At 60.6% G+C, this 14396-nt stretch carries 11 protein-coding genes; 4 read left to right on the forward strand and 7 right to left on the reverse strand.

From position 1 onward, the window contains the following. Positions 1-14: 14 nt before the first annotated feature. The gene (locus HNO82_RS00660; protein ID WP_249776899.1) at positions 15-1418 is read right to left on the reverse strand and encodes an Atrophin-1 multi-domain protein; all 1404 of its coding nucleotides are present in this window, start codon (positions 1416-1418) and stop codon (positions 15-17) included. A 429-nt stretch (positions 1419-1847) separates the two neighbouring features. On the opposite strand from HNO82_RS00660, the gene HNO82_RS00665 reads away from it, so the two are divergent. From HNO82_RS00665 to HNO82_RS00680, 4 genes are all read left to right on the forward strand, one after another. Beyond that, positions 1848-3044: a glycosyltransferase family 2 protein gene (locus HNO82_RS00665; RefSeq protein WP_488927352.1), complete on the forward strand. Its 1197-nt coding sequence runs from the start codon at positions 1848-1850 to the stop codon at positions 3042-3044. 55 nt (positions 3045-3099) lie between these two features. After that, entirely contained in the window at positions 3100-4215 is a 1116-nt protein-coding gene (locus tag HNO82_RS00670) for a WecB/TagA/CpsF family glycosyltransferase (protein WP_175342423.1), read from the forward strand. A gap of 77 nt (positions 4216-4292) precedes the next feature. Continuing rightward, positions 4293-5414 (forward strand): nucleotidyltransferase family protein, encoded by a 1122-nt coding sequence (locus HNO82_RS00675; RefSeq protein WP_175342604.1) that lies wholly within the window; start codon positions 4293-4295, stop codon positions 5412-5414. A 14-nt stretch (positions 5415-5428) separates the two neighbouring features. Continuing rightward, a complete protein-coding gene (locus tag HNO82_RS00680) occupies positions 5429-6856 on the forward strand; it encodes a mannose-1-phosphate guanylyltransferase/mannose-6-phosphate isomerase (protein ID WP_175342424.1) in 1428 nt (475 codons plus the stop codon). Between the two features lie 74 nt (positions 6857-6930). On the opposite strand, the gene HNO82_RS00685 is transcribed toward HNO82_RS00680, so the two are convergent. From HNO82_RS00685 to kdsB, 6 genes are all read right to left on the reverse strand, one after another. Beyond that, positions 6931-8301 (reverse strand): capsular polysaccharide export protein, LipB/KpsS family, encoded by a 1371-nt coding sequence (locus tag HNO82_RS00685; RefSeq protein ID WP_175342425.1) that lies wholly within the window; start codon positions 8299-8301, stop codon positions 6931-6933. Positions 8302-8312: 11 nt separating this feature from the next. Continuing rightward, positions 8313-9107: a glycosyltransferase family 2 protein gene (locus tag HNO82_RS00690; RefSeq protein ID WP_175342426.1), complete on the reverse strand. Its 795-nt coding sequence runs from the start codon at positions 9105-9107 to the stop codon at positions 8313-8315. Between the two features lie 23 nt (positions 9108-9130). After that, positions 9131-10564 carry a lipopolysaccharide biosynthesis protein gene (locus HNO82_RS00695; RefSeq protein WP_175342427.1) on the reverse strand — a complete coding sequence of 478 codons (1434 nt, stop codon included), beginning with the start codon at positions 10562-10564 and terminating at the stop codon, positions 9131-9133. A gap of 49 nt (positions 10565-10613) precedes the next feature. After that, positions 10614-11453 (reverse strand): 3-deoxy-8-phosphooctulonate synthase, encoded by an 840-nt coding sequence (kdsA, locus tag HNO82_RS00700; RefSeq protein WP_008328078.1) that lies wholly within the window; start codon positions 11451-11453, stop codon positions 10614-10616. A 90-nt stretch (positions 11454-11543) separates the two neighbouring features. Beyond that, the gene (locus HNO82_RS00705; RefSeq protein WP_008328080.1) at positions 11544-12491 is read right to left on the reverse strand and encodes a KpsF/GutQ family sugar-phosphate isomerase; all 948 of its coding nucleotides are present in this window, start codon (positions 12489-12491) and stop codon (positions 11544-11546) included. 27 nt (positions 12492-12518) lie between these two features. Continuing rightward, entirely contained in the window at positions 12519-13799 is a 1281-nt protein-coding gene (kdsB, locus tag HNO82_RS00710; RefSeq protein WP_175342428.1) for a 3-deoxy-manno-octulosonate cytidylyltransferase, read from the reverse strand. Between the last annotated feature and the right edge of the window lie 597 nt (positions 13800-14396).

Genomic DNA, 14396 nt, shown 5'->3' on the forward strand with positions numbered 1-14396 from the left:
GCGGCCCGACGGTGTCAGTCAGCCTTGAGCAATTCTCCGCCAACTGCAGACTTGCTGCCCACGCCGCTTTGCGCGTAGAGCACAAGGCGAGGCGAACTGGCGCTCCAGGTAAAAGTCTTGCTTTCGCCATTGCCCAGGTAGCCGCTGTCGAACACTACCTTGCCGACCAACTGGTCGTAGATGCTCATGCGTAGTTTGCCGCCGTTGGTGGTGCGGGCGGTCAGTTTGTAGGTGGCACCGTTGACCGGCTTGGCCCAGGTCACCGCGTTCATGCCGCGGTTGCTGTAATTGACCACTTCGGAAGTCGAGCTGGTCGCGGGGAACACGACGGCCTGGTCCCACGAGCTGAACTGGCCCAGCACGCTGCCGGATTGCTGGGTCCAGTTGCCCCGCATGGAGAGCAGGTTCAGGTTCTGGTTGGGCGTAAAGGTCTTGCCATTGCCGTCAATCCAGCTTTGCGCGCTGACAACCCGGCGCAGTGCTGCGCGGATCGACTGCATTTCGTTGGCGACCGTATTGTTCCATCCGCCGGGTGAAGGGTTGGCATCTGCACCGATCTCGGCATAGATGACGAAGGGCGTGCCGATATTGGCATCGACGATATATGCGCCATAGCGCTTGAGTGTCTCGGCAATGCGGCGAACCTCTGCATTGGTGATCTTGCTGGTATCGAAGTCCGGAGGCAGCATCACCAGGCTTCCTTCGGGAATGCGGCCCTTGTTGCGAATGGCGGCTTCGGTATCTGCAGAGGTAGCGGGGAACACGTAGGCCGGGTTGGGACTCAAGCCGGAATAGGTCAGTGACATCGCCAGCGCGTGCGGATAGTACTGGGGCTTCTGTGCAGCCTCATGGATTCGGATGATGCCCGCTGCCGCCGGTACGCCGGTAGCGCGTGCGCCCTGATAGTAGTGGCCCGGGTCTGGCCAGCCGCGGCCATCGATCTTGGTCCAGGCATACATGGCGGCGGTCCACTTCGTGCCTTCCTGCTTGAGCTTGAAGAGCGAGTGAACGATGCCGGTGGTCGGATCGACGATGTCGGCGTGGCCGTCCGTACCGGGCGCTGCGTGTGCTGCTGCGGGCCAGTGAGGAATGGTGATGTCGTGGTAATTCTCGTCATCGGTGTGGAACAGGCCCTTGCTCCCAGTCAGTCCGGTGATGGTCACCGGCGGATCCTCTGGCGAGGCCAGGAAGATACCGGTTGAATAGGTGTTGTTGGTCACCGTCGGGAAATAGCTGTCGGTAGGGATGACGAAGGAATCAAACACCGGATTGACCGGGCGACTGTTCCAGAGCGAATCGGCAGCAAAGGGCTTGAGATACGTACCCCATTCCTGGGCCCAGCCGGGCGCCGCAGAAAGCAGTGCGGTCAATCCCAGGGTCAGTTGAAAGCGTCGTAGTGTGGTGGGGGGCCGTAGCATGAGCAACTCCTGTTGGTGTGGATTAGCGATGATCGGGGCAGACGGATTAAGTTCTACGCATCACCGAGAATGTAAGTAATTTTTTTGAGCTTGCGGAAAGTATATCGATCATTGTGCGCTGGTACGGGTCTCATGGATCAAATAGGGACGCTCGTCTCCGTCAAGCTTGTTCATAGAGGCGAGCTGTGGGGTGAGAAATATTGTTGATGCGACGCAGCATCTGGCATTGGGACTGTCGCATAATGGAGGATGGCAGGGCGTAGTGCACGGCAAGCGGTATGTATGCTGCGCTCCCGCATACTCATCAAAGGAGGCGGCAGCGTTAGCCTTGGTGGCGCGAGTGCCGGACAGAAATCTTGCGACAGGGCATTATTAAATGCGAGTAGTGGAGTGGAGTCTGGCTGCGGTGGCAGTCAAAAGGAAATGAATATGGCGATGATCATCTCGGTTGTGCAAGTGGTATTGCTGCTGGGTCTGGCGCTGCTGGCGGTGCCGGTGCTGGTGCTTCTGGTGCAGGTGGTTTCGGCACGTCGGCGTGTTTCCAGCGTGATTGACCTGAGCCCGCAACGGCCCAGAATCGCGGTGCTAGTGCCGGCTCATAACGAAGCGGGCGGCATCAGCGAAGTCGTTCATGGCATTGTCCGGCAGTTGGGCAGTGCCGACCGGGTGTTGGTGGTGGCAGACAATTGTTCAGATGAGACGGCCAAGATCGCACGGGCTGCCGGTGCAGAGGTCACAGAACGCTTTCATGATGAATTGCGTGGCAAAGGCTATGCGCTCGACCACGGGGTAGCCCATCTGGCCGCCGATGCGCCGGAAGTGGTCATCATTGTGGATGCCGATTGCTATCTCGGTGAACAGGCACTCGACACTTTGGCGCGCCGGTGTGCCTGGACCGGCCGTCCGGTACAGGCGCTCTATCTGATGCACACGCCTGAGGGTGCCGGTCCGATGCGCAAGATCGCCGAGTTCGCCTGGCTGGTGAAGAACTGGGTACGACCGCTGGGATTTCATCAACTCGGTCTGCCCTGTCAGTTGATGGGTACCGGCATGGCCTTTACCTGGCAGCAGATCGGCCGTGCCGATCTGGCCACCGGGCACATCGTCGAAGACATGAAGCTGGGTGTGGATCTTGCTGAAGCAGGGGAGCCCGCGCTGTTTTGTCCGCAAGCGATGGTCTACAGTTACTTTCCTTCCAGCGATAGCGGTATCGAGACACAGAGAACGCGTTGGGAGCATGGCCATTTGAGTGTCATCCAGTCTTACGTGCCGCGTTTGCTTGGTGGCGCCCTCCGCCGTGGCAGTGCGGCGCTGGCCGGATTGGCACTGGACCTGAGCGTACCCCCGCTGGCATTGCTGGTGATGTTGGTGGCCTCGGCATGGTTGCTCACGGCCCTGTTCTGGGTAGGGCTGGGCACGGTGCTGCCAGTGCTGGTCGCCAGCGTGCTGGTGGCGTGTATCGCAGGCGCGGTGTTGCTGGCATGGAGCGGATATGGTCGCGAGGTCATCACATTGGGTGAGCTGATGGGTGCCTTCGGCTATGTTGCGCGCAAGCTGCCGCTGTATTTCAAATTCTTGTTCAATCGCCAAGTGGCGTGGGTAAGGTCAAAACGTGATTCAGAATAATGCTCACCAACTCTCTTCGGCAGCCCTTGCCGTCGCGCAGGAGCCAACGGTATCCATGCTTCCCGACTTCAGCCGCGAGGTATTCTGCATTCTCGGTTTGCCGTTCGACCGGGTCAGCCTGGCCGAGGCTGTCCAACGTACACGGCACGCCGCCGCTCAGGGTCAACGCTGCTTTCTTTCCACGCCCAACCTGAACTTTGCCATCGCCTGCCTTGACGACCCGCAGTTCCGCTTGTCGGTGATCCAGAGTGACCTTTCCATTGCCGATGGTATGCCGCTGATTTGGGTTGCGCGGGCGACGGGCCTGCCAGTCAACGAGCGTGTGGCCGGCTCCAGCCTCTTCCAGGCCTTGCGCCAGGCTGTCCAGCCGACTCACAGCAAGCCTTTGCGCGTGTATTTTTTTGGTGGTCCTCCGGGTGTGGCACAACGCGCCAGCGAACAGCTCAATGCTTCGCCATCGGGCATGTGTGCAGTGGGTTTCGATAGCCCGGGCTTTGGCAGCATCGAAGAAATGAGCGAGGAGTCCACCCTGGAACGCATCAATGCCAGTGGCGCCGACTTCCTGGTGGTGGCGCTGGGCGCCAAGAAGGGCCAGGCATGGATCCAGCATAACCTGCCACGCCTGCGTGTGCCGTTGGTCAGCCACCTTGGCGCCGTCGTCAATTTCGTGGCGGGAACCGTGTCGCGTGCGCCCGTGTGGGCCCAGAAGACTGGTATGGAATGGCTGTGGCGCATCAAGGAGGAGCCCAAGCTTTGGCGGCGCTATTGGCAGGACGGTATCGGCCTGCTGGATTTGCTGCTCCATCGGGTCATGCCACTTGTGCTGGCGCAGCGGCGGGCCGGACCTGCTGCAATCGAGTTCGACAAGGCGATCATGGATGTCCGGGAGCAGGAGGGTGACTGCATCCTGACTCTCACCGGGGCCATTGGATTGCCCAATATCGGGCTTCTGCGTACGCGCCTGCCGGCGGCGGCCGGTTCGCCACATTCATTGTTGGTGGACTGCTCCGGATTGGTTCATATCGACAGCGCGGCTCTGGCATCCCTGATGCTGTTGTACGGCGCATGTCACGCCGCCGGTCGCCCGTGGGCGATGCTGGGTGTCTCGGCTGCGCTGCGCCGGCAGTTCGAGCTGCACTGCGCACAATATTTGCTTGATCCCCTGGCTTGAATGCGGCAGTGACCTGATCTTCAGGGGAAGCAATTTCCGTTCAAACATCGACGATAGAAGAGGTACTCATGAAAGCAATGATTCTGGCAGCGGGCAAGGGGACCCGCGTACGGCCCCTGACTTATGCGCTGCCCAAGCCGATGATTCCCATCCTGGGCAAGCCGGTGATGGAGTACCTGATCGAACACCTGGTCAAGTTCGGCATTCAGGACATCATGGTCAACGTCAGCTATCTGCACGACCGCATCGAGAATTACTTCGGCGAAGGTCAGCGCTTTGGCGCGCGCATCGGTTATTCCTTCGAAGGCTACGTGGATGATGATGGACAGGTCTTCCCCGACCCGATCGGCTCGGCCGGCGGCATGAAGAAGATCCAGGAATTCGGCGGCTTCTTCGATGAGACCACGCTGGTCATCTGCGGTGATGCCCTGATTGATCTGGACATTCATTCGGCCTTGTTCGAACATCGTCGCAAGGGCGCGCTGGTGAGCGTGATCACCAAGGAAGTGCCGATGGAGCAGGTCTCCAGCTACGGCATCGTGGTCGCCGAGAAGGATGGCAAGGTCAAGTCCTTCCAGGAAAAACCCAAGCAGGAAGAAGCACTCTCCAACCTCGCCAGCACCGGCATCTACATCATGGAGCCGGCGGCACTGGAGCTGATTCCCAAGGACAAATTCTTCGACATCGGTGCCGACCTGTTCCCGTTGCTGGTGGAAAAACAATTGCCGTTCTATGCCCAGAAGCGCTTCTTCAACTGGATCGACATCGGCAATGTCACCGATTTCTGGTCGGTCCTGCAAAGCGTGCTCAAGGGCGAAGTAGCACAGATGTACGTGCCGGGCACCCAGATCCAGGAGGGCGTATGGGTGGGCCTGAATACCCGCATCGAATGGGAAGGTACCACCATCGAAGGTCCGGTCTATATCGGCGCCGGCTCCCACGTGGCAGCAGGCTCCACCATCGTTGGCCCGGCCTGGATTGGCCATGGCAGCCATATCTGCAGCGGTGCAAAGGTGATTCGCAGCGTACTATTCGAATATACTCGCGTGGCCAGTGGGACGACCTTTGAAAACAGTGTTGTCTATGGCGCCTACAGCGTCACCCATGAGGGTGAAATGAAACATACGTCCGATCAGCCGGACGAGCAATGGAACGATGCACGGGATCGCCGTCTCAAACCGCGCAGTGCGATTCAGTAAACCAGGAGTGCTTAATGTCTAGTCCCAAAATCTATCCCGTCATCCTCTCCGGTGGTTCGGGCACCCGCTTGTGGCCGCTTTCGCGTGCGGCCTATCCGAAGCAGTTTCTTCCGCTGGTCAGCGAGCAGACCATGCTGCAGGAAACCGTTGCGCGGGTGAGCACTTGGCCGGAAGTGCAGGCACCGCTGGTAGTGTGCGGCAATGAACACCGCTTCATGATCGCCGAGCAGATGCGCGAGATCGGTGTGCGCCCGCTGGGCATCATGCTCGAACCCCAAGGGCGCAATACCGCGCCCGCCGTGGCCGCTGCTGCCTTGCACCTGCAACGACTGGATCCGGAAGCGGTGATGCTGGTGTTGCCTGCCGATCACGTCATCACCGATGTGTTGTCTTTCCATGCAGCGGTGCGTCGTGCGCTGGCCTCTGTGGAAAAAGGTGCGCTGGCCACTTTCGGTATCGAGCCGAACCAGCCCGAGACCGGCTACGGCTATATCCTGCGCGGTGCTGCCGATAGCGCCGGAAGCGGCAACTTCCTGGTCGAGCGATTTGTCGAGAAGCCGGACCTGGCCACGGCCACGGGCTTCCTGCAGCAGGGCGGTTACTACTGGAACAGCGGCATGTTCCTCTTCAAGGCGCGTGACTACCTGAACGAGCTGGAGACACACCGTCCGCTGATCGGTGCGGCGGTCAAGGAAGCCGTGGCCAAGGCCTACAACGATCTCGATTTCTGCCGTCTGGATGAGACCGCCTTTGCAGCCTCGCCGTCGGAGTCGATCGACTATGCCGTCATGGAGAACACGACCCGCGCCGTCGTCGTGCCAGCCAGCATCGGCTGGAGCGATGTGGGCTCATGGAGCGCGCTGCATGAAGTGCTGCCGGCCGATGCCGATGGCAACGTGGTACGTGGCGACGTGCACCTGAACCAGGTGAAGAACACCATGGTGCGTGCGGAGAGTCGTCTGGTCGCGGTGCTGGGTGTGGAAGATCTGGTGGTGGTGGAAACGGATGATGCCGTGCTGGTGGCTCATCGCGACAAGGTCCAGGACGTCAAGGTCTTCGTCGACAAGTTGAAGCAAGCCAAGCGAACCGAACACGTTCATCACAAACGCGTCTTCCGTCCCTGGGGCAGCTACGAGAGTGTCGACGCGGGCGAGCGCTTCCAGGTCAAGCGCATCATCGTCAAGCCGGGCGAGAAGCTGTCGCTGCAGATGCACTACCATCGGGCAGAGCACTGGGTGGTGGTCAGCGGCTCGGCCCTGGTCACGCGTGGCGAGGAGGTGACCTTGTTGAGCGAGAACGAATCGATCTATCTGCCCATCGGGGTCACCCATCGCCTGGAGAATCCGGGCAAGTTGCCGCTGCATTTGATCGAGGTACAGTCGGGCAGCTATCTCGGCGAGGATGACATCGTGCGCTTTGACGACGTCTACAAGCGCGCCTGAGACTGCGAAGTCTCCATGAAAAAAGGAAGGAGAGCTTGCAGGCTCTCCTTTTTTTTATTGCCGGGGCCGCTGTCTCAGACGTTACCAATGCGCTGATGCGACGTTGCGTGCGCCGTGATGGCTGCCTTGCTGCTGCGGGCGTGCAATGCCAGCAGTCTTTCTGCCAGCGCCGGTCCGGCCTGGAGGCAGGCGGGATGCTTCCAGGTGCCTTTGACGAAAAGAGTCCGGTCCAGGGCATCAAGAAAATCGTCGATACGTGCGGACATCTGCTCATCCACACCTGCTGCCGCGCGCTGCACGGTTGCATCGAGCTGGTCCAGGCGCTTGACCACGAAGGCGATCTCCGGCTTGGAGTAGAACGATTCACCCAGTACCACCGTCGGCTTCTTGCGGCGAATCGCTTGCAGGCCCACCGATGAATTGATGACGAAGACCATGGTGGCGCGATCCAGCAGGAGTTCGACGTCGAACTTGCGCAGCCACAGGACATCCGGATATTTCTGGCGCAACTGGCTGTAGTCGTAGCGGCCCAGGTCTTCAGGGTGCTCCTTGACGATGATGGGGTAGTCCGGTCCGCAGGTGCGGCGGATCGCGGCATGGACGGTTTCGAAGAACTCTTCCACCGAGTGCACCAGCTTCGAATTGAGCAGCACCTGGGTATCGTCGTGCACCTGGAGCGGGATGAAGGCAAACTGCGCCGGCAGCGTAGCCTCATCGTTGGCGATGGCGGCGCGCTGGCGCTTGATCTTCCAGGTCTTGATCCGGCTGAAGCCCCGTTGCTCGGGATATTGCGCGTAGTAGGACAGGTTGGCGCGGTGCGCCAGCGCGATCGCAGCCAGTTGCGTACGGGTCAGGGGACGCAGGTGCAAGGAGGGCGCCGCCTTCTCTGCCGCCACGGCAGCTGTTTGCGATCGCGCCTGTGCCAGCACCGCGTCGAAGTCCATGGAGGCCAGTGTGGCCGAAGCGTTGACCCCGCCCAGGTCGGCCTGCAAGGTGTTGGCGAAGTAGCCGTTCTCCAGATAGACCACGGTAATGCCACGGCGACGGCACAAGACGGTGATGATCTGTCCGATATGGTCCTGCCCGTTCCAGACCACGAACAGCTCGGGCTGTTGCTCTTCAAGGAAGCGATGTACATAGCGCGCCACCGTATTGACGCGACCATGCCATTCATTGAGGCTCCCGCCGTGCTTGGTCTGCATGAAGCCGACCATTTCCTTCACTTCGTCCGGGGAGAACAGGGTGCTGGCCTCCTCTTTGCTGCCATCGAGCGTTTCCAGATTGCGCGGGTAGAGCTGGTCGGTATTGCTGGCCAGCAGCTTGTGATCGTGGGGCAGGAAGTTCAGGTAGCGTACCTGATGACCATGGTGCTGCTCCAGGCAACTGCCGGTACTGAGCATGAGCGGCACGAACATGTCGGCCAGGACGAAGATGGCGATTTTCATGGAGAGGTCGCTTAGTAATACTTGGAGTTGATGTCCGGTTTCTTGAAGCGTGCCTTGCACAGTCCCATCGCAACCCTGAAGCGATGTCCGGCCTTGGCCTTGTCACCGCGGAAGCAGATCGACCAGATCGACTTGAGCAGCCACGTCAGAATGGCCGGTAGCCCTTTGCGGCGGGTATCGACGAAGCTGGCCAAGGCCATTTCTTCATTGTATTTTTTCTTGTAGCTGAAATGCTTGTTGAGATAGTCGATCTGGCCGGTTTCGACGACGGTCAGGCTACCAGCCTTGATGGCCAGGAAGCGCTTGGTCCATTCCTGATCTTCCGAAGCGAACACCTCTTCCCGGAACGGCAATTCACGCAGCAAGGCCGTCGGCGCGAAGCTGCACGAATTGGTCAGTCCGTTGACGCCGGTGAAGCTGGCATTGTTCACCTGGCGCACCAGCCAGGCCTGGGACTTGTTGGAAATGACCGACCCGACACGATCGCCCTTGCTGGCCAGCTCGGCGAAGAAGCGCTCCATGACGTCCTGCTCACGCAACACCACGTGAGAGGAAATGATCAGTACGTTCTCCAGCGTGGCAGCCTGTACTCCCAAGTTGATTGAGCGAGAGTAGTTGAAAGCTTGGCCCGATACATCCAGCCAGACATCTACCAGCGCACGCAGCGCCTGTGCCTGCCCCGGATCGGAGCCGCTATCGACAGCCATGATGGCCGTTGGCGGGCAGGTCTGCATGCGCAGGCAGCCAATGACTTCTTCGACCAGGGGAAGACTGTTGAACGTGCGGATCAGCGCAAGGTATTCCATAGGTTTTCTGTCGCCGGACGACTTCATTTTTTGAGGCGACGGAAGGCAAGCTGGATGAACTCGCCCGCTTCCCGCCGTTGGAAAAGTCCCACCGTGAGAGCCCAGAACAGGATGCCCCCGCCCACCAGCATGGCGAAGAGCAGATGGCCCGAATACTGCGGCAACTGCTTGCGGGCAAGCTGCAGCAACAGCGCCATGGCCAGTCCGCTGAGCGCCGATGGCATCAGGCTACGGAAGAAATCCCTAAACCTGATCGACAAGGCCTTGCCTGCCAGATAGAAGCCCGGTAGCGCCATCATGATGGCAGCCACCAAATAGGCTATCGCCAGGCCCCGGGCACCATCGATCCAGGCGCCGGTGACATAGGCGACGATGTGCAGTGGGGTACCCACCATGGACATGCGGAACAGCCAGTCGGATTTGCCCAGTGCCATCAGCACCGGGCTGGCGATGCTGGAAATGACCTGCACGTAGCCGACCATCGCAAGGAAGGTGAGGATGCCGCCCACCAGATACCACTTGGGACCCAGGAAGCTGTCGACGAACAGATCCGAGACGCCGGCCACGCCGAACATGATCGGGGCCGAAATGAACGAAACCAGTTTCAGGGAGCGTAGCGTCAGCGCGGCCATGTAGGGCTTGTCATCCTGTCGTCGGCTCATCACGGGGAACAGCGAGCGTACCGCGACCCAGGAAATGTTCTGGACCGGAAACAGCATGAGCTTGTAGGCCAGCGAATAGTTGCCCAGTACGGTGATGCCGAGCATCTTGCCAACGATGAAGCTGTCTGCATTGCGGAAGAGGTAGCTGGCCAACTGATGACCGGCCATGGAACCGCTGAACTTGAAGACGCCGCGCAGTGCCTCCCTGTCAAATACCGCCTTGGGACGGAAGGGCGAGAACCACCACATCAGCACCGTGGTGCAAGCCGCCATCAGCAGCGCCTGCGCGATCAGGCTCCATACCCCCAGGCCACGGTAGGCCAGCACCAGGGCGATCACCAGGGCCATCAACGAGGAGGCGGACTCAATTCCGGCTACCAGCCGGAAGCGCGAAACGCGTTCCAGCAGCGCCTGGTGCACGGTCGAACTGGCCGCAATCGGGAACGACAACGACAGTATCCACAGCACTTCGGTCAGACGTGGTTCGTGGAACGTTCCTGCGAGCAAGGGGGCAGTGGCTAACAGCAAAACCATCAGCAGAGTTCCGCCAGCCATGTTCAGCCAGAACACCGAGGAGGTATCGGCCTCGCTGATTTCGGCTTTCTGGATGATGGCCGCAGCGGTACCCATGTCGCGCAGCACGAAGGCCAGGTTGGTCGCCACCCCGGCCATGGCCATGAGACCATATTCGGAAGGGGCGATCAGCCGGGTCAACACAAACATGTTGACCAGCTGGGATACGATCTTGACGACCTGCGTCAGGGCAATCCAGCGGGCGTTGGCGGCGGCGCTCACGGGCGTCCTCGCAGTGCGGTCGGGTGCGTCTGGGTCGATGCGGCCATGCTCAATGCGTATCCAGCTCAGGCAGGCTCTTGACCAGGTCATCGACGGCCTTGACCTGTTCCAGGAACGCCTTGAGCTGCGACAGCCGCAATGCACTCGGACCATCGCACAAGGCCTTGGTCGGATCCGGGTGCGCCTCCAGGAACAGACCGGCCAGACCCAGTGCCATGCCGGCACGGGCCAGTTCGGTCACCTGGCCGCGACGTCCACCCGATGCGGCGGCACCGGATTCGCGCTGTTGCAGCGCGTGCGTCACATCAAAGATCACCGGCTTGTTGCCGCTGACCTGCTTCATCACGCCAAAGCCCAGCATGTCCACCACCAGGTTGTCATAGCCGAACTGCGCGCCACGGTCACACAGCATCACATTGGTGTTGCCGCCTTCTTCGAATTTCTCGACGATGTTCTTCATCTGCGGCGGGCTGACGAATTGCGGCTTCTTGATGTTGATGACCTTGCCGGTCTTGGCCAGTGCGATCACCAGGTCGGTCTGGCGCGCCAGGAAGGCGGGCAGTTGCAGCACGTCGCAGACGCTGGCCACTTCGGCGGCCTGGTAGGGCTCGTGCACGTCGGTCAGCACCGGCACGCCGTGGGCTTTCTTGACGGCTTCAAAGATCTTCAGGCCGGCTTCCAGACCGGGACCCCGGTAGCTCTTGATGGAAGAACGGTTGGCCTTGTCGAAGGACGCCTTGAAGACATAGGGAATGCCCAGTTCCTTGGTGATGCGCACGTATTCACCGCAGACATCCACGGCGAATTGTTCGGATTCCAGGACGTTGATGCCGCCGAAAAGGACGAAGGGCAGTTCGTTGCCAACCTGAATCTCATTGATCTTGATCATGTTCCGTTTCCTCATGCAGGAGGTTATTTTCAAATTCCGGCGCCTGTGCATCGGCGCCCGGAGGGGAGAATACGTGGTTTTGCGCCGCAATCACAGCCGCTTGGCATCCAGCAGCTTGAGTACGCCCACCACATGCTGCTGTTCGTTCAGCGCGACCAGGGCGGTGATGTTCAATTCCAGCATCTTGGCTTCGGCATCGACGAACATCTCGTTTTCCGACACGGTCTTGGGCGAGCTGTTCATCAGGTCGGCAGCCGTGATGTGATAGATGTCCTTGCGCGCGGCCAGGGCACGGCGCAAATCGCCGTCGGTGATCACACCGCACAGCGCCTGGCGGTTGCCATCGGCGCTCACCAGCGCCATGCCCAGGCCGCCTTCGGTCATCTGGCTGATCACGTCGACGATGGCGGTATCGCGCATGACCCACGGCAACTGGGTGTGCATCACATCCTTGACGCGGGTGAGCAGGCGCTTGCCCAGGCTGCCACCGGGATGGAAACGGGCGAAGTCGTTGGGCTTGAAATCGCGCTTTTCGATCAGCGCCACGGCCAGCGCATCGCCCATCACCAGCGTGGCGGTAGTGGAAGTGGTGGGCGCCAGGTTGTTGGGGCAGGCTTCGCGCGGCACCGAGACATCCAGCACCACGTCGGCGTTCTTGCCCAGCGTGGAAGCGCGCTTGCCGACGATGGCGATGATGCGCAGTCCGAAATGCTTCAGGGAGGGGATCAGGCGGATGACCTCTTCGGTCTCGCCGCTGTAGGAGATCAGGATGGCCGTATCGGCCTCGGTGAACATGCCCAGGTCGCCGTGATAGGCCTCGCCCGGATGCACGAAGAAGGAGGACGTCCCCGTGGAGGCGAGGGTGGCCGCGATCTTGCTGCCGATGATGCCGGACTTGCCCATGCCGGAGACGATCACGCGCCCCCGGGTGTGGTACATCAAGTCGACGGCCTGCTCGAATTCATTGGCCAGGCGTTCGGCGATCATGTTCAAGGCTTGCGCCTGTTCGTGGAAGACCCGGATTCCGGTTGTTCTCATGCTGTGCTCACTTTGTTGTAGGGCAGTTCACTGCGTCATGCGGCTCATGGCCTGGGCATAACCAGCGACGCTGTCATAGATGGCAGAACGGTTCTGCGCGTTCAATACGCTGTCGGAAAATTCACGGAAGGCACCGTGGCCGCCGGCCTTGGCCAGCACCACGCGAGCGTGACGTTTGACGTAATCCGGTGCGTCACCCACGGCCACCGGCCAGCCGCAGGCGGCAAAGCCGGGCAGGTCGATGCTGTCGTCGCCGATCATGGCGGTGGCGTGCGGGCCGACCTGATAGTGCTCCATGATGGCCCGGCAAGCTGCTGCCTTGTCCTTGGCACCCAGGTGGAACACGGTAATGCCCAGGTCCGCCAGACGGCGGCGCAGGGTGGCCGAGTCGCGCCCGGAAATGACGGCGACGTTGACACCGGCTTCCTGCAGCATCTTGATGCCCATGCCATCGCGCACATGGAAACGCTTCAGACACTCGCCGCTGTCGTCGTACCAGATGCCGCCATCGGTAAGCACGCCATCGATGTCGGTGATGACCAGCCTGACATCGGCCAGGCTGCCGGCCTCGAGCGCCGGATCGGGCTGCCCGGACATGAGCGCGCGCACCCGCTCCAGGCAAGCCGGGGTATCGACGCCGGGAGCAGCGTGATCGACTTCGATCACCCGGATCTGCCAGCCGGCATCCATGATGCGCAGCTGTTCCAGCATCTCGGCACCTTCCAGTTCGCTCGGCGGCAGGCCGGGGAAGGCGGCCAGCAGTTCGGCGCGATAGGCGTAGACGCCAATGTGCTTGAAATAGCGCGTCCTGCCGGTGGACTCGCGTTCGAACGGGATACGGGCACGGCTGAAATACAGGGCGTCGCCGGCGCGATTGCGCACCACCTTGACGGTATTGGGGTTCTCGGCCTCGCTTGCACTGATCGGGTGGCACAGCGTGCCAGCCTGTACCTGTGGTGCTGCCAGCATGGCCTGGAGCAGGCTGCGCAGGTGGGCCGGATTGACCAGCGGCTCGTCGCCCTGGACGTTCAGATAAAGGTCTGCCGGATGATGCTGCATGACCTCGCGCAGACGGTCGGTGCCCGAAGGGTGATCGGGCGAGGTCAGCAGGGCCTTGCCACCAAAGGAGCTCACGGCCGCCACAATACGCTCATCATCGGTGGCCACCACCACATCGGCCAGTTCATTGATGCTTTTGACGCGCTCGTAGACGTGCTGGATCATGGGTTTGCCCAGGATGTCGGCCAGCGGTTTGCCCGGCAGGCGGCTGGAGCCGAATCGGGCGGGAATGACGGCGATACAGCGCATGGCGGGGCTCACGCGCAGATACCGCAATGCGCAGAGGCAATGCGGCCTGTCTGGGCAGCATCAAGCGCGCGACAAGGGGCAAGAAGACCAAGAGGAAGAAGAGGGCGAACTAGCGCGGCGATGAAGGCAATGCAGGTGATGCTCAGGAAGAGGGATGTCTCGGGCCAGTTCGATACCGTGGTCATGGAAGCGCTTTCAGATGAGAGGGAATGCCTTGCGGAAGCACCGGTCGCCGCCTTCATCGGGATTGCCGATGATGCCGGCCGGCCACCCGGATTCGATTGTTCAGGTCTCAGCCGCCTTCGTAACAACGCTCAAAGAACCCATGGGCCAAGCTCCCTGCATCGTTCTTCTGGTCCGGCGTGACGGCATTTGCTCTTATCATGAATCGAAGTCGGAGCCGCTTCCTCAGCGTGCCATCCCTGGGGTGCCACAGTGAGGAATTGTGATGCTTCGTGAAGCCAGCTGCACGGATCAGAAGCTGAACGAAAAGTTCCGTGACGATTTTCCGATCGGAAATTTTTCGCCGCAATTACTCGCAGTTGCTGGCTTGTTCGGCAAATTTATCATATTGTTGCGCTGCACAGTCGTCTTTTG

This window comes from Herbaspirillum sp. C9C3, assembly GCF_013359625.1.
Lineage (GTDB): Bacteria > Pseudomonadota > Gammaproteobacteria > Burkholderiales > Burkholderiaceae_D > Herbaspirillum.

Coding starts and splice junctions, on each gene's coding strand:
- HNO82_RS00660 (WP_249776899.1), bottom strand. CDS start 1,418: ATGCTACGGCCCCCCACCACACTACGACGCTTTCAACTGACCCTGGGA.
- HNO82_RS00665 (WP_488927352.1), top strand. CDS start 1,848: ATGGCGATGATCATCTCGGTTGTGCAAGTGGTATTGCTGCTGGGTCTG.
- HNO82_RS00670 (WP_175342423.1), top strand. CDS start 3,100: ATGCTTCCCGACTTCAGCCGCGAGGTATTCTGCATTCTCGGTTTGCCG.
- HNO82_RS00675 (WP_175342604.1), top strand. CDS start 4,293: ATGATTCTGGCAGCGGGCAAGGGGACCCGCGTACGGCCCCTGACTTAT.
- HNO82_RS00680 (WP_175342424.1), top strand. CDS start 5,429: ATGTCTAGTCCCAAAATCTATCCCGTCATCCTCTCCGGTGGTTCGGGC.
- HNO82_RS00685 (WP_175342425.1), bottom strand. CDS start 8,301: ATGAAAATCGCCATCTTCGTCCTGGCCGACATGTTCGTGCCGCTCATG.
- HNO82_RS00690 (WP_175342426.1), bottom strand. CDS start 9,107: ATGGAATACCTTGCGCTGATCCGCACGTTCAACAGTCTTCCCCTGGTC.
- kdsA (WP_008328078.1), bottom strand. CDS start 11,453: ATGATCAAGATCAATGAGATTCAGGTTGGCAACGAACTGCCCTTCGTC.
- HNO82_RS00705 (WP_008328080.1), bottom strand. CDS start 12,491: ATGAGAACAACCGGAATCCGGGTCTTCCACGAACAGGCGCAAGCCTTG.
- kdsB (WP_175342428.1), bottom strand. CDS start 13,799: ATGCGCTGTATCGCCGTCATTCCCGCCCGATTCGGCTCCAGCCGCCTG.